At 61.6% G+C, this 19,453-nt stretch carries 18 protein-coding genes and 2 riboswitches; of the genes, 5 read left to right on the top strand and 13 right to left on the bottom strand.

The window, feature by feature from the left end; genetic code table 11:
* Positions 1-11: 11 nt before the first annotated feature.
* From ACSQ20_RS00290 to ACSQ20_RS00280, 3 genes are all read right to left on the bottom strand, one after another.
* Complete coding sequence (locus ACSQ20_RS00290; RefSeq protein ID WP_436016371.1) at positions 12-317, bottom strand: hypothetical protein; 306 nt, start codon at positions 315-317, stop codon at positions 12-14.
* The gene (locus tag ACSQ20_RS00285) at positions 314-961 is read right to left on the bottom strand and encodes a glutathione S-transferase family protein (RefSeq protein WP_436016369.1); all 648 of its coding nucleotides are present in this window, start codon (positions 959-961) and stop codon (positions 314-316) included. Before ACSQ20_RS00285 ends, ACSQ20_RS00290 begins: the two co-directional genes overlap by 4 nt.
* A 91-nt stretch (positions 962-1,052) precedes the next feature.
* Positions 1,053-1,931 carry an SDR family oxidoreductase gene (locus tag ACSQ20_RS00280; protein WP_436016367.1) on the bottom strand — a complete coding sequence of 293 codons (879 nt, stop codon included), beginning with the start codon at positions 1,929-1,931 and terminating at the stop codon, positions 1,053-1,055.
* A 446-nt stretch (positions 1,932-2,377) separates the two neighbouring features.
* On the opposite strand from ACSQ20_RS00280, the gene ACSQ20_RS00275 reads away from it, so the two are divergent.
* On the top strand, positions 2,378-3,586 hold the full coding sequence (locus ACSQ20_RS00275) for a hypothetical protein (protein ID WP_436016365.1): 1,209 nt from the start codon (positions 2,378-2,380) through the stop codon (positions 3,584-3,586).
* A gap of 13 nt (positions 3,587-3,599) precedes the next feature.
* On the opposite strand, the gene ACSQ20_RS00270 is transcribed toward ACSQ20_RS00275, so the two are convergent.
* Positions 3,600-5,303, bottom strand: a complete 1,704-nt coding sequence (locus tag ACSQ20_RS00270) for a thiamine pyrophosphate-binding protein (protein ID WP_436016364.1) — start codon at positions 5,301-5,303, stop codon at positions 3,600-3,602.
* A gap of 166 nt (positions 5,304-5,469) precedes the next feature.
* Here ACSQ20_RS00270 and ACSQ20_RS00265 point away from each other — a divergent pair, with 166 nt between their 5' ends.
* On the top strand, positions 5,470-6,048 hold the full coding sequence (locus tag ACSQ20_RS00265; protein WP_436016363.1) for a putative adhesin: 579 nt from the start codon (positions 5,470-5,472) through the stop codon (positions 6,046-6,048).
* Positions 6,049-6,052: 4 nt separating this feature from the next.
* On the opposite strand, the gene ACSQ20_RS00260 is transcribed toward ACSQ20_RS00265, so the two are convergent.
* From ACSQ20_RS00260 to ACSQ20_RS00225, 8 genes are all read right to left on the bottom strand, one after another.
* Complete coding sequence (locus tag ACSQ20_RS00260; RefSeq protein WP_436016361.1) at positions 6,053-7,441, bottom strand: L-serine ammonia-lyase; 1,389 nt, start codon at positions 7,439-7,441, stop codon at positions 6,053-6,055.
* Between the two features lie 80 nt (positions 7,442-7,521).
* Positions 7,522-8,523, bottom strand: a complete 1,002-nt coding sequence (locus tag ACSQ20_RS00255; RefSeq protein WP_436022800.1) for an alginate lyase family protein — start codon at positions 8,521-8,523, stop codon at positions 7,522-7,524.
* A gap of 262 nt (positions 8,524-8,785) precedes the next feature.
* Positions 8,786-11,743 (bottom strand): aminomethyl-transferring glycine dehydrogenase, encoded by a 2,958-nt coding sequence (gene gcvP / locus ACSQ20_RS00250; protein ID WP_436016359.1) that lies wholly within the window; start codon positions 11,741-11,743, stop codon positions 8,786-8,788.
* 17 nt (positions 11,744-11,760) lie between these two features.
* Entirely contained in the window at positions 11,761-12,141 is a 381-nt protein-coding gene (gene gcvH, locus ACSQ20_RS00245) for a glycine cleavage system protein GcvH (RefSeq protein WP_436016357.1), read from the bottom strand.
* A gap of 59 nt (positions 12,142-12,200) precedes the next feature.
* Positions 12,201-13,319: a glycine cleavage system aminomethyltransferase GcvT gene (gene gcvT / locus ACSQ20_RS00240; protein WP_436016355.1), complete on the bottom strand. Its 1,119-nt coding sequence runs from the start codon at positions 13,317-13,319 to the stop codon at positions 12,201-12,203.
* 98 nt (positions 13,320-13,417) lie between these two features.
* Positions 13,418-13,597: riboswitch (glycine riboswitch) on the bottom strand.
* Between the two features lie 18 nt (positions 13,598-13,615).
* A riboswitch (glycine riboswitch) is annotated at positions 13,616-13,735 on the bottom strand.
* Positions 13,736-13,828: 93 nt separating this feature from the next.
* The gene (locus tag ACSQ20_RS00235) at positions 13,829-14,467 is read right to left on the bottom strand and encodes a hypothetical protein (protein ID WP_436016353.1); all 639 of its coding nucleotides are present in this window, start codon (positions 14,465-14,467) and stop codon (positions 13,829-13,831) included.
* Positions 14,468-14,747: 280 nt separating this feature from the next.
* On the bottom strand, positions 14,748-15,326 hold the full coding sequence (locus ACSQ20_RS00230; protein WP_436016352.1) for a hypothetical protein: 579 nt from the start codon (positions 15,324-15,326) through the stop codon (positions 14,748-14,750).
* 100 nt (positions 15,327-15,426) lie between these two features.
* Positions 15,427-15,576, bottom strand: a complete 150-nt coding sequence (locus ACSQ20_RS00225; protein ID WP_436016350.1) for a hypothetical protein — start codon at positions 15,574-15,576, stop codon at positions 15,427-15,429.
* Between the two features lie 343 nt (positions 15,577-15,919).
* On the opposite strand from ACSQ20_RS00225, the gene ACSQ20_RS00220 reads away from it, so the two are divergent.
* Both ACSQ20_RS00220 and ACSQ20_RS00215 read left to right on the top strand, forming a co-directional pair.
* Positions 15,920-16,180: a hypothetical protein gene (locus tag ACSQ20_RS00220; protein WP_436016348.1), complete on the top strand. Its 261-nt coding sequence runs from the start codon at positions 15,920-15,922 to the stop codon at positions 16,178-16,180.
* A complete protein-coding gene (locus ACSQ20_RS00215) occupies positions 16,171-16,656 on the top strand; it encodes a hypothetical protein (protein WP_436016346.1) in 486 nt (161 codons plus the stop codon). The genes ACSQ20_RS00220 and ACSQ20_RS00215 overlap by 10 nt, the downstream gene beginning before the upstream one ends.
* 64 nt (positions 16,657-16,720) lie before the next feature.
* Here the strand turns inward: ACSQ20_RS00215 and ACSQ20_RS00210 are convergent, their stop codons facing one another.
* A complete protein-coding gene (locus ACSQ20_RS00210) occupies positions 16,721-16,879 on the bottom strand; it encodes a hypothetical protein (protein ID WP_436016344.1) in 159 nt (52 codons plus the stop codon).
* 812 nt (positions 16,880-17,691) lie between these two features.
* On the opposite strand from ACSQ20_RS00210, the gene ACSQ20_RS00205 reads away from it, so the two are divergent.
* Positions 17,692-19,401 carry a trehalase family glycosidase gene (locus tag ACSQ20_RS00205; RefSeq protein WP_436016342.1) on the top strand — a complete coding sequence of 570 codons (1,710 nt, stop codon included), beginning with the start codon at positions 17,692-17,694 and terminating at the stop codon, positions 19,399-19,401.
* The last annotated feature ends 52 nt before the right edge of the window (positions 19,402-19,453 follow it).

Here is a 19,453-nt window from a genome sequence, read left to right as displayed (position 1 = left end):
TCGCGCCTCGTTCAGGTTGAGTCTCGAAGCATGCCGTACGAGCCCACGACGGTCGCTTCGTTCACTTCGGGTCGTGTCAGCCATCGCTGACTGGCATTTTCCTGAAACGCCCTGAACGCATCGAGATCCGATAACGACGGCGCCCCGGCGTCTTGCTCGACCACATGCACAAAGCGACCCTCCCCATAGCGCAGGACCATGTAACGCAGGCCCTCGGGGACACGAGCATGCAATTGATCGAAGACGCCCGCGATCAAGCGGACATTCTCATCGATATGCTCCGCCTTGGTTGTGTAAGTGACGATGGTTCGTTTCATTTGTCGCCCCCGATCCAAGGGTCGGTTTTGATCAGACTCGGGCGAGCGCAATGGCGGGCCACATACGATGAGAGGTTCGGTGCCGCCTCGATGGCAGCGCCGCCTTCCGATAACCGCCGAACCGCATCGAGCGTGGCCAGCAACAGCGCATCGGCAAATGTGAACTTTCCAGCCGCAAGAAACCCGGTGGGCGCGACGCGCGCGTCGAGCGTCGTGATCAACGCTTCCATCTTGGGCAAAACCTCGTCGACGGCAGCGCGATTGACGGCTCCGTCGGGCGTACCGGGAAAGAGATAGGCAAACGCATACTTCCTCACCAGGATCTGATCAACAGCGGTTACCAGGATCGACACCCATTGTTCGATCTCAGCGGTCAATTCCGTCGTATCGGCGTGCATCATCGGTGTTCCCGGAAAAATGCGGTCCAGATACGCAACGATCGGCCAGGATTCCGCGAGCGTGAACTCGCCATGACGCATGACCGGCACCTTGCCCAAAGGATGAATCGCAGCAACGGAAGCTGAGTGGGGCCGGTCCGGATAGTGATCGTACTCGATCGATTTCTCTTCGCAGGCGATTCTGACTGCACGCACGAAGTTGCTTTGTTGGATACCGATTATCTCGATCCTGCTGTGTTGGTCCATTTTTCGCAATGCTCCTGTTGGTCGTAATCGATGCCCTTCGCTTGACTAGACGTTCGGCAAGTATCAAAGGATGCGCGCAAGAACACGCATATTATTTCCCTCGAAAAACATCAGCGTGGCTTTCGGCGAATTGTGCGAACGTGGTCGGCCTGACGTCAAACGCCTCGTGCGTGCCGAGGTACACCCGCGCCTGCGGCCGCCTCAGGCGTTCGGCCGCAAGCTCGTCGAGTGCATCGGCGAATGCGGCGGGCACGCCACTTGCGAGCACCGCCTGACGCCGCGCCTCCAGACTGACAGGCACGTAGCGAATGTTGCGGCCCGTCGCAGTAGAGAGGCGGGCCGCCACGTCATTCATCGTCAGCGCTTCGGGCCCGGTCATATCGAGGCGTTCGCCTTCGTACCCGCCATCGCGCAGCAACCGATGCGCAACTCTCGCGATATCGCCGACATGCACCGGTGACAGGCGGATGTCGGCAAACGGTAAGCGCAACTCGCCCTTGCTCACGATATCCGGCACCTCGCGCAGGTAGACCTGCATGAACTGCGATGGGCGCAGGTGCGTCCATGCCAGCCCGGATGCTTCGAGATAATCCTCGATCTGCTCGTGCATGCGCGTGAACCGAAACTGCGAAGGGTCGAATCCAATGCCCGACTCCGCACCCGAGAATTTGACGACATGCCCGACGCCGGCCTGCTTGCAGGCGTCGATGAAGCGGCACTGCGTCTCGACCATATCGGGCGCGGAGGACGAGATCATCAGCACGCGCGTGACCCCGTCGAGCGCGGCGCCAAGCGTCTCGGCGCGGGTCATGTCGGCCTCAACGAGTTCGATGCCGGCAATATGATCAAGCCCTGCTTCGGACGCCTTCGCGAGGCGCCTGACCAACACCCTGACCGGATGCCCGGCGCGCACGAACTCGTCGACTACCGCTCGTCCGTTCAGTCCCGTCCCGCCCGTCACCAAAATCATCCCTCTCCTTTTGCTGCTTCGTAAGTTGAGCATTGCGCGGCCCTTGCCGCTCTTGCCTTCCATGCATAAGACGATCGGCAGTGCCAAAAGGATTCGGTTATCAAACGCAGTCCAATCTCCACGCGAATGTTAGGCAGCCCACACGCACCGCTGCTAGCCGGGTTGATCTTTCGAGCAACGCGACACATAGTCGGGCAAAGGGTGCGTTCATCCGTGCGCTCGCTCGTTTTTCGTTCGGCATGAGCGAGCGGGGAGTGTCCGGCATGTATCGCCCGCGAGAGCCTATGCAGACGGAAGCGACCTCGAAGCCGGCTTCGCCGCTGCCCTGCCGCCGTTGCGGCCTGAGCTTGCCGGCGGATTCCTCGCGCTGTCCGCGATGCGGACGGCCGGTCTTGCTATATGAACGCCGCCGCGCCGCATCGGCTGTGCAACCCCGCACTCAAGGCATGCCCACCAGCGCAGCGCCGCTACGCAGCCGGATTCTTGCGGCACTGCCACATCGATTGAAGGGTAACGATACGAACGGTGCGCGACGGTGGGGCGTATCGACAAGCGTCGCCGTCATCCTGTTCGGATTCGCGGCAACGTTCGGCGCAATCGTCGCAATCGACGAACGTGAAAGCGCGCAACAGGACTGGCAGCCCACGACTCCACGCGACGAACCCGTTCATACGAGCACGGAGCCCGTTCATCCGTCATCGGCAACGACGGCGACGACGCTTCAAACGATGTCGTCCTCAGCGCTCGTCGCGTTGCTGCAGCGCCAAATCGAAGGGCTGCGCGACGAGAACAACGCCGATGCCCAGCACCTGAATCAGGTCATGCACAACGGCCGCCGTTCCGTGCGCGCTCCAACTCCACCCGTAGCGGCTGCCAGCATAGCCGCCACTACGCCAGTGATGCCGCGCCGGCCGCCGCGCCCACTGTCTCTGCCGCCAGCAATTGATAAGCAGTCCGAAGAAAAATACGTGAAGAGCGAGCCACCCGCGCACCACCGCGTATCCGAGTCCGCAACACCGCCGGCAGCCCCATCGGCAAAGCCGGTCGCCGCGCCCAAGCCAGCGCCCAAGCAAGTGTCCAAGCAAGCGCCGAAGCAAGCGCCGATAGTGGCGCCGCTCGCCGACGCCGTTGCTCCGCCGGCCGCTGTCCAACAGACGCATTCATCGACGACATCGGCCACTTCGCCTGCTTCGACGGCACCATCCGCATCTGCTTCGGACTCCGAAGCATTGACCCGCGCTGCCACGGCGACACCGCCGGATGTCTCGCCGTCAGACGACGCACCCGCTGCAGCGGCCAGCCCGGTCTATCACTTCGAGCAACCCGGCTGCGATGCCGCAGGATGTCGCGAGCCCGCGCCGGCCTCGGGCCCGAGCGGCGCCGGCGCCGGCGTTCCGGTGGCAACGAATCGGGTATGGGCTGGCCCAGTGACAAGCGCGAGCAACGCGGCGGAGCAACCGCGGGCCAAGCAAACAGCGAAGACTCGCTCGATCCGGCGGCATGCCGTTACCGCAACGGGCGCTGCGAAGCATCCGCCACAACGTGTCGTCAGGCGCTCGCCGATTTGGCCATTCGAGCTTCCGAAGCTTGCGAGGCGTGCGCCTGTTACACAGGCCCAGGCGCAAACGCACGGCGAGCTCTATCGCGGACATTAACTAGCGCGGCGGCTCAACCACCCTTGCCTGCCGTGCGGGCCTGCTCCCGAATTTGCGCGAGCGTGGCGTTCGGCGTGCTGACTTCCTGCGGAACGCGAATTTCGATCAGCGCAGGCAGCGCGCTTTCGATCGATCGTTCGAGCGCCGGCAAAAATTCAGCAGTCCTAACTACCGTTTCACCGTGAGCGCCGAACGAACGTGCAAACGCGGCGAAATCGGGATTGGTCAACCCGGTGCCGTGCGCGCGCCCAGGGTAATGCCGCTCCTGATGCATGCGGATCGTCCCGTAGTGGCCATTATTGACGACGATGAAAATCGCATTGAGCCGATATTGCATGGCCGTTGCGAGCTCATGGCCGGCCATCATGAAGCAGCCATCCCCGGCGAGCGCAACTGCAATGCGCTCCGGGTAAAGCGCCTTCGCCGCGAGCGCGGCCGGCACGCCGTAACCCATCGCGCCGCTCGTCGGCGCAAGCTGCGTCTTGAAGCCCCGATACGAGAAATGCCGGTGCAGCCAGATCGCGTAATTGCCTGCACCGTTCGTCACGATCGCATCGGCCGGCAGCCGCTCGCGTAGCTGCGTCATGATGTCGCCAAGCTGTACGTCGCCTTCCATCGGACGCGGCCGGCGCCATTCAAGATAAGCACGGTGCGCCTCATGTGCACTGTCGGACCAAGCCGGCGCAGCATGCGGCTCGAGTGCTGCGAGCGCGGCGGCGATCTCCGGCATGCCCGAAACGATCGGCAAGTCCGGTGCATAGACTCGGCCCAACTCTTCCGCGCCCTGATGAACATGAACGAGTGTCTGTTTCGTTTTCGGAATGTCGAGCAACGTATAGCCACCCGTTGTTGCTTCGCCTAGACGCGGACCAATGACCAGCAAAAGATCGGCATCGCGAATGCGTTGCCCAAGCGCGGGATTGATGCCAAGCCCCACATCGCCCGCATAGTTCGGATGCTCGTTGTCGAGCGTGTCCTGATAGCGGAACGCGCAGCCTACCGGCAACTGCCAGTTTTGCGCGAAGCGGCGTAAATCGTCGCAGGCGGACGGAGTCCAGCCGCTGCCGCCGGCGATCAGCACAGGTTGGCGCGCACGCTCGAGTAGCTCGCGCAAGCGTGCGATCTGCGAGGGGGCCGGTGCCGCAGCCACGCGCTGAAACGCCGGTGCGCCAGGCACGGCGGGGCACGAATCGGATAGCAGGTCTTCCGGCAATGCGAGTACGACAGGGCCCGGCCGCCCCGAGCAAGCCGTATAAAATGCGTGGCTCAGATATTCGGGAATACGGCGCGCATCGTCGATTTGCGCGACCCATTTGGCCATCTGACCAAACATGCGCCGATAGTCGATCTCTTGAAACGCTTCGCGATCGAGATGCTCGCGCGCGCATTGCCCGATGAACAGAATCATCGGTGTGGAATCTTGGAACGCGGTATGCACGCCAATGGAGGCATGCGTCGCACCTGGCCCACGCGTCACGAACGCAACGCCCGGGCGGCCTGTCAATTTGCCCGTTGCCTCAGCCATGTTCGCCGCCGCCGCTTCGTGCCGGCAGACGAACGTGCGAATCCGCTCGCTCTCGTCGTAAAGCGTGTCGAGCACGGCAAGAAAGCTCTCGCCCGGCACGCAAAAGACACGATCGACACCCTGCACGAGCAAGGCATCGACGATAAGACGCGCGCCGGTCGTAGCGGCAGCGTCGGCGGGGTTGAACGTCATGCGGTGACCTCCTCGAACGGACAATCCGAAATCGGCGGAAAACGAGGCCACAGCTTACGCCCGCTCGGCACCGCTGTCATCGGCGATACAAGGATCAGAAAGTTCACCATTCGCGAATTCGGCTATCGCTATTTAATAGGGCTTCCATCAACGCACGCATTACCCGATGCCCAAACAAATTGCCATTGGAAACCGCTTGTACGTGTTCACCTCCAAATACGGACACGCGAACGATCTGCTGATCACCGCGCACGGCACCTACGTGCCGCGGCCCGAATTCGGACGACAACGGGGCGCGGCGCGCAACGTTCCCGGCCTTGGCGGATGGATTGCGGTGCCGAACGGCACAACGCTGCATTTTTATAGTCCACACAAAACCTCGCTGCTCGATCCCGGTATCTGGTCGATCGTCACGCATGCGGTGGTTCCAGTCGAATCGGTCGATCAAGGTGGCGTGGTCCGCAACTATCGGCTGCGCAAATTCGAGGGCGACACTTACGCGGGCATTCACAAAGGTCTGGCTTACGAGGAGCGTGTTTACGGAGGGCACGCGATGGACATTCTGACGATCCGGGGCAAGCTGACGAACATCGCCGGCGTGACGCTCAGCGATGTGCTGTCCGATCTGCGCGAGCATGGTTTGCAGTATCGGAACATTCACTGCAGTTTTTGCCGCGCCCGGACTATCGGCCCGAGCGCAGTCGTGGAAGCAACCAAAGCGACGAAGGTGAGCTCGGTGATCTAAGCCTTCAACATTCGACGATATTGACGGCCAAGCCGCCGCGCGATGTCTCCTTGTACTTCGTCTTCATATCGGCACCGGTCTCGCGCATTGTCTTGATGACGGAATCGAGCGAAACGTAATGGCTGCCATCCCCACGCAGCGCCATGCGTGCCGCATTGACCGCCTTGACGGAGGCCATCGCGTTGCGCTCGATACAGGGAATCTGCACCATCCCGCCGACGGGATCGCAGGTCAGCCCGAGGTTATGCTCCATGCCGATTTCGGCGGCGTTCTCGACTTGCTTCGGGTCGCCCCCCATCACCGCGGCGAGCGCGCCCGCCGCCATCGAGCACGCTACGCCCACCTCGCCCTGGCACCCAACCTCGGCGCCCGATATCGATGCGTTGAGTTTATACAAGATGCCGATGGCCGCCGCGGTCATCAGAAAGTCGATCACGCCCTGCTCGTTCGCACCAGGCACAAAACGCGTGTAGTAATGGAGCACCGCGGGAATGATGCCCGCGGCGCCGTTCGTCGGCGCCGTGACTACACGTGCACCCGCCGCGTTCTCCTCGTTGACGGCGATCGCATAGAGGTTGATCCAATCGACCATCGAAAGCGGATCGCGCAGCCCCTGCTCGGGGCTACCCGAGAGCGTACGATAAAGTTGCGGCGCGCGGCGCTTGACGTTGAACGGGCCCGGCAGCGTACCGTCAGCAGCGGGATTGCCGATGCCGCAGCCGCGCGCCACGCAGGACTGCATCACGTCCCAGATTTTGAGCAAGCCCGCACGCGTCTCGTCGTCGGTGTGCCAGGTGCGCTCGTTTTCCCACATTAGTTGCGCAATGCTCTTGCCTGTTGCGGCGCACAGCGCCAGCATTTCGTTAGCAGTCCTAAACGGATGCGCGAGTTGATCGACTGCGGCAAGCACTTTCGTATTGGCCGCGCCCGCCGTCACGACGAAGCCGCCGCCCACCGACAGGTAGGTCGATTCGCGCAGCGTGGCCCCGGCCGCGTCGAGCGCGCGCAATTTGAGCCCATTCGGGTGCTCGGGCAAGGCTTGGCGATAAAACGCGATTTGGTCCTTCGGTGTGAACTCAATCTCGTGCCGGCCGAGCAAGGCAAGCCGGCGCGAGCTGCGCACTGCGTCGAGCCGCGCGACGATCGTGTCCGGGTCGATCGTATCGGGCGCCTCGCCCATCAAACCGAGCATCACGCCGCGGTCGGTGCCGTGCCCCTTGCCCGTTGCGCCGAGTGAGCCGTAAAGCTCGACCTTCACCGAAGCACTCGAAGCAAGCAAACCATCGTGTTCGAGCCCCTGCGCAAACAGCAACGCCGCGCGCATCGGCCCAACGGTGTGCGAGCTCGACGGCCCGATGCCGATCTTGAAGAGGTCGAAAACGCTGACTGCCATTACTGCTCCAAAAAAATAAATCCTCGATTCGAGGGTTCGCTAATGTTCGTTGACGTTCGTTGACATTCGCTAAACTTCGCTCAACGCGCCTCAACCGGCAAACACACGGCAAGCCATGCGGGCGGCGTCGGCGATAAGTGCAGTGCGATCGGTGCATAGCGCCCCGAGAGCCGCGCCGCCAAATGAAAAAGTTGCGAGGCGCGCTTCGGTTCCCACTGCCCCGCATAACCAGCGACACCGGCCTCGCGCCGTTTCGCGTCGAACGCTACACTCGAATGCACGAACTCGTCGTGCGTCTTTTGTCCGAGCGCGTAAGGCGCGAGCCAATCGAGCGCGAGTGCCAGCGTGGCGCCGTTGTCGGCACGCGCCGTCAGCCAATTGCGGTTATGCCGGCGGGCGGCCAGCGCGGCCGCCACCAGCGGCTCGAGATCGTAGGTCACGTAGTGCAACGCATCGCGTTCGGTGAAATCGACCGTGGCGCCATCGGGCCCGATGTTGTTGCCGATCTGTTCGACGAACAGCCGCTGCGCCGCATCGATCAGCTTACGGTCGTCGAGCGTGAATGCCGCCATCGCTATCAGCTTCACGCGATGGCTTTGCCAATTGTTGCGATAGGTGCCCTTGAGGGGACGCGGCTCGTTGTCGATGCGAGCGACGTAGCCGTTGCCGAGCTTCGCAATGAACGCCGCCGCCACGTTGCGCGTCTTGACGGGCAACGCCGACGCTGTCAGATCGTAGGCGAGGATCATCGCATCGAAATGCGTTTCGTCGATCGGGTCGAAGCTAGGCTGATAGGTCGTACTCCATGCCAGCAGAAAGCGATCGACGAGTTTCAGATAGCGGTCGTCGCCCGTAGCTCGCCAGGCAAGCGCGGCATCGCGCATCAGGCCGAGGTCCTGCTCCGCTTCGACACTGGCGTCGTAAATGCCTTCATGGGCCAGCGTGCCCTCTGTATGCAAGCGCGCGAGCGGCTTAGGCTGCGCCGCGAGCTGCCCGCCGACACTCTTGATCAACACTTGCACGCCCGACGCGGCGTTCGTGCGCTCGCTCGTCTGCAGCGCGGGCGCAGCACAAAAATTCATAGCGGCGTGCGCGACGGCGACGGGCAACACGCAGGCCAGCGCGCCAGCAAAAAGCCGCGACCACTGCCATGCGCCGCCCCCACGTTCGCACCGCGGCCTCGTGCTCGCGGTGCATGTCGTGCGCACTGTCGTCGTCGGCCTCACTCGCACCATGCGTCGCTCCTTGATTAGCTTGATCGCGGTGTCAGATGTTAGCCGGTATTCGTATCGAGCGACGCGCGAGCCGCCAAGCATCAGCGGCTTTTCTCGCTCAAAAAGCCTGTTATTCGTATTCAGCGACCGGCATGCACGAGCAAAAGAGGTTGCGGTCGCCATAGACGTTGTCCGCGCGGCCAACCGGCGGCCAATATTTTCTGGCGACGAGCGACGGCAGCGGATAAGCCGCGCTCTGGCGCGAGTAAGCATGCGTCCATTCGTCGGCCGTTACCGCCGCCGCCGTATGCGGTGCGTGCTTGAGCGGGTTGTCCTCGCGGTCGGCCCGGCCCTCCTCGACCGCGCGAATTTCCTCGCGGATCGCAATCATCGCTTCGATGAATCGGTCGAGTTCCTCCTTCGATTCCGACTCGGTCGGCTCGACCATCAGCGTGCCGGGCACCGGAAAGCTCATCGTCGGCGCATGGAAACCGTAGTCCGCCAAGCGCTTGGCGACGTCGTCCACCGTGATGCCGCTCGCCTCCTTGATCGGACGCAAATCGAGAATGCACTCGTGCGCCACCAATCCACCCGGGCCCGCGTAAAGCACCGGATAGTGCGCGGCAAGCCGCTTTGCCACGTAGTTCGCGTTCAGAATCGCCACCTCGGTCGCAGCGGTCAAATTTTTCGCGCCCATCATCGCGATGTACATCCACGAAATCGGCAGAATCGACGCCGATCCATAGGGGGCGGCAGCGACCGCACCGATCCCGCTTTCCGCGCGGCGGTAACCCGACGACGTCTGGTTCGGCAAGAACGGCGCAAGATGCGGACCCACGGCGACCGGCCCGACGCCCGGGCCGCCTCCGCCATGCGGAATGCAAAATGTCTTGTGCAAATTGAGGTGCGAGACGTCGCCGCCGAATTGCCCCGGCGCAGTGAGGCCAACCATCGCGTTCATGTTCGCGCCATCGACATAGACTTGTCCGCCGCAGGCATGCACGATTTCACAAATCTCGCGCACGTTGCCTTCGAACACGCCATGCGTCGACGGGTAAGTGATCATGATCGCCGCAAGCTTGTCCGCATGCTGCGAAGCCTTGGCCCGCAGATCGTCGATATCGACGTTGCCTTGCGCGTCGCACCCCACCACCACGACTTTCATGCCGGCCATATGCGCCGACGCCGGGTTCGTGCCATGCGCCGAAGCCGGAATCAGACAGATGTCGCGATGCCCCTGCCCGCGCGATTCGTGATAAGCGCGAATGATTAGTAGTCCTGCATATTCGCCTTGCGAGCCCGCGTTCGGCTGCAGCGACACCGCCGCATAGCCCGTGGCCGCGACAAGCATCTGTTCGAGCTGATCGATCATCTCGCGATAGCCGACCGTTTGCTCGGCCGGCGCAAACGGATGGATCGCACCGAATTCGGGCCACGTGACCGGCAGCATTTCCGAGGTCGCGTTCAGCTTCATCGTGCACGAGCCGAGCGGAATCATCGAACGGTCCAGCGCGAGATCCTTGTCCGCGAGGCTGCGCAAATAGCGCAGCATTTCGGTCTCCGAATGATGGCGATTGAAAACGTGATGGGTCAGATACGCACTGGTGCGTAATAACGCGGCCGGCAGCGGCGCGAGTTCGCCCTCGGCGGAGCTCGACGCTGCGCGCAGCGTTGCGGTATCGAGCGTGTCGACATGCGGCACGTCGATCGCACCTGCGGCATGCGTGAAGACCGCGAGCAAATCGGCGAGATCGGCGCGCGTCGTCGTTTCGTCTACCGAGATACCGACGCTCGTATCGCTTACGCGGCGCAAGTTGATGCGCTGCTGCTTCGCTGCGTCGTGCACGGCTGCGGTGCGCGTACCGGTATCGATCGTCAGCGTATCGAAGAACGTTGCGTTGACAACCGTATAGCCGAGCTGCCGTACACCTGCGGCAAGCAGTGCAGTAATGCGATGCACGCGCAACGCGATGCCCTTCAAGCCATGCGGCCCGTGATAAACGGCATACATGCTCGCCATGATGGCGAGCAATGCCTGCGCCGTGCAGACGTTGGAGGTCGCTTTCTCGCGACGAATATGCTGCTCGCGCGTTTGCAACGCAAGGCGCAATGCGGCATTGCCCTGTGCATCGACCGTCACACCAACGAGCCGCCCAGGCATTTGCCGCTTGAATTCATCGCGTACCGCAAGATAGGCCGCATGCGGGCCGCCGAAGCCTACCGGTACACCGAAGCGCTGCGAGTTGCCCACCGCCACATCGGCACCCCATTCGCCGGGCGGCGTCAGCAGCGTGAGCGCAAGCAAGTCGGCCGCGACGACGACGTGAGAGCCCGCCGCATGCACGGCCTCGGTCAACGCACGGTAATCGCGCACGTCGCCACCGACGCCCGGGTATTGCAGCAACACGCCGAACGCATTCGCGTCGCGCGCTGCCTGCGCTGGCCCGACTTGCACCTCGATGCCGATGGGCCGAGCGCGTGTGCGCACGACTTCGATCGTTTGCGGCAGCACATCGTCGGCCACATAAAAGACGTTCGACTTCGGCTTGCCGACGCGCTGCAACAGCGTCATCGCTTCAGCCGCGGCGCTGGCCTCGTCGAGCAGCGATGCATTGGCGATCGCCAAGCCCGTGAGGTCGGTGATCATCTGCTGAAAGTTGAGCAGCGCCTCCAGGCGGCCCTGCGAGATTTCCGGCTGATACGGCGTATAGGCCGTGTACCAGGCCGGATTCTCGAGCACATTGCGCAGAATGACGGCCGGCGTGTGCGTGTTGTAATAGCCCTGCCCGATATAGGAGCGGAACACCTGATTTTTATTGGCCAGCTCGCGCAGGTAAGCGAGTGCTTCGGCCTCGCTCTTCGGTTGCGCGAATGGTCCGAGCGGCAACGGCTCGGTGCGGCGGATCGCCGGCGGAATGACCGCATCGATAAACGCCGCACGCGACGCAAAACCGATTGCATCGAGCATCTTTTGCTGATCGGCGGCATCCGGGCCGATGTGCCGCTCGGCGAAGGCATCGTGCACTTCGAGCGCGGCGAGCGAGGAAGGGGTGCGGTTCATCAGGCGATCCGGGTGTTCGAGCTTCATGATGGGCGGGCAAAAATTCAGTCGACGAGTTTCGTATAGGCGGCGGCGTCGAGCAGCTTATCGATCGAGGCGGCATCGGCGGGCTTGATCTTGAAGAGCCAACTCTCGTAAGCGTCGCTGTTCACGGCATCGGGTGTATCGACGACCGACTGATTCACGTCGACGATTTCACCCGAAACCGGCGCGTAAATATCCGATGCGGCCTTCACCGATTCGACCACACCGACGGCGTCGCCTGCCGTGATTTGCTTGCCGGGTTCGGGCAACTCCAGAAAGACGATATCGCCGAGCGTGCTTTGTGCGTGATCGGTGATACCGACCGTCAGCGTGCCATCCGCTTCGACGCGCAGCCACTCGTGTTCGTCGGTGTACTTGAGATCGGCCGGGACGTTGCTCATCGAATACTCCTGATAGATAGAATTCTAAAAACGCGGGATACGTACGCTAAGCGGCAGGCTCAGGACACCAGTGCCTTGCCGTGGCGCACGAATGGCAGTTTTACCACGGTTGCGTCGAGCGCTTTGTCGCGAATCACCACTTGCACCGTGGCCCCCGGCTCGACACCCTTCGGCACACGCGCGAAAGCGATCGATTCTTGCAACGTCGGTGAAAACGTCCCGCTCGTGATTTCGCCTTCGCCAAATGCGGTTCGCACCTTCTGGTGAGCACGCAGTACGCCTGCCGCCTTGCCGTTTTCCTTGCGCAAGATCAATCCGACAAACGCGTGCGTGATGCCGTTCGTTTCGAGCGCAGCGCGCCCGACAAACGCGCGCGGCGTAGCGAGATCGACGGTCCAGGCAAGACCCGCATCGAGCGGCGACACCGTCTCGTCCATATCCTGGCCATACAAATTCATGCCTGCTTCGAGGCGCAGCGTATCGCGTGCGCCGAGACCGCACGGCCGCACGCCCTGCTGCTGCAGCGCTTGCCAGAGCGCTTGAACGTTGATGGCGGGCACGATGATCTCGAAGCCGTCCTCACCAGTGTAACCCGTGCGTGCAACGGTCAGATCGCCGAACGGTGTCGCATCCACGCGCGCTGCGTTGAACGGCTTGAGCGCCTCGCTCGCCGTGCGCACGGCCGGCACCGCCTGCCAGACCTTGGCGCGGGCGTTCGGCCCCTGCACGGCGACGATGGCAAAATCGCGCCGCGGCGTGATGACGATACCGAACTCGCGCTCGACGTTCAGGCGCGTGAACCATGCGATGTCTTTTTCCGCCGTGCCCGCATTGACGACAACGCGAAAGAAATCGTCAGAGAAGTAATAGACAATGAGGTCGTCGATCACGCCGCCGCTTTCATTGAGCAAACACGAATAGAGCGCACGTCCCGACGTTTGCAGCTTGCCGACGTTATTCGCGAGCGCGAATTCGAAAAAGGCGCGTGCGCGCGGACCCGTGAAATCGACGACGCACATGTGGGAGACGTCGAACATGCCCGCGTCGCCGCGCACGGCATGATGTTCGTCGATTTGCGAGCCGTAGTTGACGGGCATATCCCAGCCGCCGAAATCGACCATGCGCGCATTGAGGGTGCGATGAGCCGCGTTCAGCGGAGTGCGTTTCAGTTCGGTCATGGGGTGGAGCCTCGGCGCGCTAAAAGGTTTCGCGAAAACAAAAAAAGGGCCATGCCGATCGCCTCGCGCCCCGGCCGTTGCCGATGGCGAATGCGATGCATGACCCCTCTGTCCTCGGTACCTGAGAGATTGCGCTGCGGGGACGGCCGGTGTGTTCCGGTTTTGTTTTCCGTTTCCCGATCGAACGCGCGCCCCTTCGGTGGGCAGCTTGCTCGGCGTTCGTCGCGTGTTGGCACGCATTTGCCGTCGAGCTACTGCCGCTCTCCAGAGTGCGAAAAGCCGCTTTTCGCGAGCTTCCCGACGCGGCCGGTCCTTTTGCCTGAGAGTTTGTGGGTGTGCCCCTTCGGCGGCGTCGACGGCATGCTTGCGAAAACAACGCAAAAACATGCTGCAACACGCTCTCCCGACGCGTGCGCGAAATTTACGCGACCGTAAGGGGGTTGTCAAATCGGCGGCGTCGAAATGGCGGGTTCGGAATGCTCAGTAGTCCGAACGATAACCGCGAGCGCTTACAAGCTGCATGCGATGGTGCCGTCGGGGCGCGATTTGCAGGTCCAATCCCACGCGCGCAGTTTTTTCACAATGGCGGCGAGTGCGTCGTGCCGTGCTCGTGTGCGCGCGTCCGATTCACCGGTGGGATGCAGCCTCAGGTAATTGATTTGCGCAACGCACCGGTGCGAGCGTGCGGACTTCGCCGACAACGCATGGATCGACTGAGCAAGCGGGGACTGCCAATAGCGATCGAGCGCTTCGATCAACGCCCAGCCGCCTTTCGATTTGGCTGCTTTAATCGCATCCTTCGCGCGTTCAACGGCACTGGCATCGCGCTGCCCCCACGACGCAGCGCGCTTGAGGCTCTCGATCAATTCGTCCGCTTCGTGACGGGCCGCCTGCATAAGCTGCATACGCGAGGATTGCAGTGCTCGCGAAGAGGCAGGCACGTCGCGCGGCACCTGGAGCGGCGGCGGCCTGAGCCACTGTGCGACCTCGTGAATGACATAGGCGCCCGCCAACACACCCGCGCCGGTCAATACCGTGCGACGGTCGACGCTGCCCGTATCGCCACGCCCCGCTGTGACGGCCGAAAAACGCGCCGACAGCCGCTGGCCCGCGCCGATAGACGACACACCGGCGAGTGCGTTTTGCATTGATGCTTGCGTGACGGCGGCGGATGCGGGCAGTCGCTTCCGGGCGCCGGCACACGTCGCATCATCAACGGGTCGCTCATTGCTGGCGGCCGCGAAGCGCGAACTATCGAGAGAAAAATGGGAGCCTGTTGTAGAGCCGAGCATGCCTGCCAATCGTCAGTCGTCCTTCGTCGGAGCAACTATCGCAGACACCGCGTGCCCAAAACCGTCACAGTGCGAAGCGCGGTGGAGCACCGCGAAAGTCCGCTGTACGCGCTCGCACGCCGGCGACGCTTCGCTTTCAGGCTGGATGGTGCGTGTGCGGCAATGCGCCGTCTTCACTGCCCGGGCGCGCACGCATGGCTGCCGCGTTGAGTTCGCTTGCGCGCGCGAGCTCATCGAGCACACGCACAAACCATTTGAGCGAAGCCAGATGGTCGTGACAACGATCACGCAGGGTGGTCGACTTCGCCGGCATCAGCAACCGCCAGCGCGACATCATGCGCGGGCCGCTTTGCGGCACCATGTGCGCGAGCGCTGGACGAAGCGTGGCGTAGCGGGCGTTTGCGGTTCCGATGGCGACGAAGAGCACCATCGCAACGAGCCGATAGTTGACCGTTAGGACGCCTGTCTTTTTGTCGATCACTGCCACGCGCAGCCCTATCCGGGCCAGCGGCTTCGAAAGGACGTCACGCACGTTTTGCGCATCGAGCCCATAGACCCACGCGCCGGGCTCGTATCCGTCGAGTTGCGGGCTGTTGGCATGCTCGCGCAGCATCTTGTCGGTCCAGACCCAGCGGATCGGTCGCAACTGCATCGCAAGGTCGAGCATTCTTGCTGCGGACGTACGCCAAAACGAAAACATCGTCAGTGTGTTCATGAGTGCGCCCTTCGATTGCCTGGAGCTGGAGCCTGCGAGCATGTGCCGCGATTCGGCACTGATGCTCGCAAGGAACTTGCATAGCCGAAGCCGAATACGATTACACGGCGGTCTCGGCGATATCGGTTTTGACGCCGGACGGTTGCGATGTATCGCTGACCACAGAGGCATGTGCCGATGCCGCCCACATTGTCGCGGCAAATGCGCCGAGTATGCCGAGCCAACTCGTTGCTTTCATCAGTAGCTTCATGACGACACCTTGAGGGGGAAGAAATGGAAGAACCTGTTGGCCGCAGACGATGGATAAAAAGGCCATACGCTCATGCAGCTAATCGATAGGCTAGGCATTGCGGCAACACTGCGCGGCATAACGTTTCTGAGTGAGCAAACCAGAAAGCGCACGATCCTACGGTCTCGCGTGCGAGCGCACTGCGCTTGGGCACCAGCGCACCTGCGCGTACTCGACAAAACCGTCATGGTGCATCGCGCATCGACGTGCGGCTTTCTGCGAACCGTGCAAAGGCGGGCTTCGCGCGGCCCTCTACGATTAGGCTGAAAATCGCCGCGCGCGGAATATGCTGTGGAGGAGCTAGATGGATTGCAATGCCGAGACAGCTTCATTCGATGACGATAAGCGCGCCCCCAAGCCTGTGAAATCGGCGCTTTACCTATCGGGGGATATCGACCCCGTGCAATACAACGCGGCGGTTGATAACGAAGGTCCGTTCCTGATGGCCGACGATCCGCGCTTGACGCCAATGCCAGCCGCACCCACGTTATTCGATTTCTTTCGCTGCCGCTTCTCCGGCATTTCGCCACACATTTATTGCAAAGCGCACGCGGTGTGCGCCTAGCCGGCCATGACGACAAGATCGTATTGGCTTGTCTGCTCCACGACATCAGCGTAATCGGATTCATTTGCGCCGATCATGGCTATTGGGCCGCTCAGCTCGTCGCGCCCTATGTCGATGAAGAGGTTCGCTGGGCCATCGAAAAACATCAAGTATTGCGGTTTTTCCCCGACGAATCGGTGGGCTATCGTTATCCGCCAGAGTATCTGAGTTATTTCGGACCGAACTTTGCGCCATCAGCTTTCGTTCGCGACGAATACGAACGTGCGCCGCAGCATCGACATTACATGTCGGCGCGACTGGTCACGCTTCATGATGTTTATACGTTTGATCAGGCGCCGCCGGCCGACCTCGGATTGGATGAATTCGAAGACATCGTCGGGCGCCACTTTCGGCAACCGAAGGAGGGCCTTGGGTTCGACGGCAGTGCTTCGGCTCATATGTGGCGGACGATCATGCAGCCGACGCGGTTTCTTTGACGTGCTGTCCCGCCTCGCGTTTCGCGAGGCGCCACTTAGTGGATAAGCTTGCCGGTTACGCCACTCAGACCAGCGTTTCCCCGACTCCATTTTTGATACCCGCTTGTGCCGACGTATCGCTTTCGATCGTCGCGTGCGCGGCGCTCGCCCATAGCGCGGCGAACGCCGCGGCGAACGCTGTCATGACATTGATCCAGCTCATTGCTTTGCCGAGCAGCTTCATAGTGACTATCTCCTTTGCTTGGGTCCTTCGGAATAGACGCGGCTGACTACGCACCCATGCGATGTTTCAACGCGGCGGGCATTTACAGAGTAGGTGAATTGTTCGCTGGCCTCGGTTAACCGATTTCACAGGCTTCGCGCTGCGTTAGTTAGTAGTCCTACGGAGTGAAAGCTGATATGGGTCTGCGAGCAGGGAAATCTTTCCGGCCAGCCGTCACGTATCAGTAGAAACGGGCGGGCGGCGATTAGCATCTCGATGTCCCGGCAAGCCCGATACCGACGGGACTCAGACTTCGATCTGAAATCGTTTGTGCTCGAGAATTGCCATCTCGAGCACAAAGAGCCGTGCGGATTCTCGCCGCCATCGGCCTTCGCCAATTCGCACCTGTCTTCGCGAGCGTCGGCAATCCCGCAATGCACCATTCTGTAGCATGCGGACAATAAATTAACGCTTTCACAAATTCATCATGCATTTCTGATCATCAAATTCCCGCAAGACCGATATGCATTGGATAAGCATCGTTAATGCTAAACCAAGTCGACTTTACGTCTTGCGATTTACCCAACCTTGAACGAAAGGGCACCAAAGTGAATATCCGCCTACCTCTATCTCGGACAGCTAATGCTGGAGAGAACGGAGAGTCTCATAGCCACAGAACCGCACAAGCCGGTGCGAAGCAATCGTCTCGCCCGATACTCCCAGGAAAATTGACGACGCTGGTTGACTCGTTGACCGGACGATCCGCTCGTCGGGAATTCAGCCCGCCGGTGACGAAGGCCCGCACGCCTCATGAGGCGGCGAGACGGACACCGATGGCACTGTACGGCAGTCATTTCTTCGAAGCCGTGCAAACATCAGGATTTTTCCCTGACGGAAAGTTTTTCGTCGACGGCGTTCCAAAAAATGGATTGACGCCTGCAGACATCAAAGCGAAATTCAACGCAACCCGACGGGACCCAAACTTCGATCTGAAATCGTTTGTTCTCGATAATTTCAATTTCGAGCAAAAGGAATTCACTTATCTACCAGATCCGAACATTCCCATCGCAGAGCACATCACGCGAATGTGGGACCACCTGACGCTCGCGCCTGTACAACCTACCGCGCATTCGTCGCTGCTGCCGCTCCAGCACGCTCACGTCGTACCGAGCCCACGATTTTCCGAGCCGTACTACTGGGACAGCTATTTCACGTTGCGCGGCCTGATAGCCGATTCACAACGGCTCATCCGGGAAGGAAGGATTCCCGAGGCGTTCAAGCTCAGGCAGCTCGCCGCTGGCATGGTGCAGAATTTTGCGGACATGATCGATGAATACGGTTTCATTCCCAACGGGGCTCGCACGTATTACCTCGACCGGTCGCAACCGCCAGTCTTTGCGTTGATGGTCCGTGAGCTGGGCAAGCTCGCGCCGTCCGCCATGACCACCTATCTGCCGCAGATGATGGCGGAACACTCGTTTTGGCGAGACGGTGCGGATCAGCTGCAGCCCGGGCAAGCACACAGGCGCGCGGTCATGCTCGAGGATGGAAGCGTTCTCGCTCGTCACTGGAGCGACATCGACCTGATCATCGGCAACGAAGGCGACGACGCCGGCGAAGAAAAAGAGTGGGATGCGGATCGTCACGAGCCCAGCCGACTGCGTGAAGAAGCATTCCATGTAGATGAAAAGACGGCAGCGAACAGCGACACCGACGCGGCGTTGGCACTTCGGGCGGCCGCCGAATCGGGACACGATTTCAGCACGCAACGATGGTCCGAAGACGGCATGACCCTGGAGACGATGCGCACGCCCGATATCCTGCCCGTCGGCTTGAACGCATTGCTCTACATGAATGAGCGAATCATTGCGCAGGCGGCGGGGCAAGCGGGCGAGCGCGGCGCCGCCGGCTATTATCGGCAACTCGCTCGCGATCGCAAAACGGCGATGCGCAAGCATATGTGGGACCCAGAGGCGAAGCACTTTGCAGACTACCTCTGGCGCGAACGCAGAAAGAGTCCGGTGCGCTCGTCCGATACCGCATTTCCGCTGTTTGCACGGATGGCATCCGGCAAGCAAGCCAGACGCGTGGAACAAGCCGTCAGGGAAGATCTGCTCGTGCCTGGTGGAATCCGGACAACGGCCACGGAAACGGGCCAGCAATGGGACAACCACATCTGGGCACCTGTCGCGATGGTCGCGGTCGAGGGACTGGACAACTATCGAAGTCCGCTCGGACGGCTGGCTTCGGCCGATTCGCCGCTCGCCGTTCCATTGAAGCCGATCGCCGCCTGCTTGCGCAACGGCCGCGGAAGACTGGCCGATATCATCGCGAATCGCTTCATGCGCACGGTCCAGAACAACTATCAGATGGACGGAGAGATCTGGGAAAAGTACCGCTCCAACGGTCAACGCGGCGGTGGCGGCGAATACAAGGTTCAGCGCGGCTTCGGCTGGACGAATAGCGCATGGGCCGTTTTTGCCGAGCGGCGGCGTGAGCAGCAGCTGCGGATCCCGAGGCCGTTCCGGCTGCCCGGCCACTGAAGGGCGCTGTCACGTTGGCTGGGTGATCGCAGCCATCGCCGACAGCGTCGTG

The sequence above is a fragment of the Trinickia sp. LjRoot230 genome (assembly GCF_964253315.1).
In the GTDB taxonomy this organism is placed as follows: Bacteria; Pseudomonadota; Gammaproteobacteria; order Burkholderiales; family Burkholderiaceae; genus Trinickia.
The sequence above is the reverse complement of the archived record's forward strand: the minus strand, read 5'-3'. Positions and strand labels throughout refer to the sequence as shown.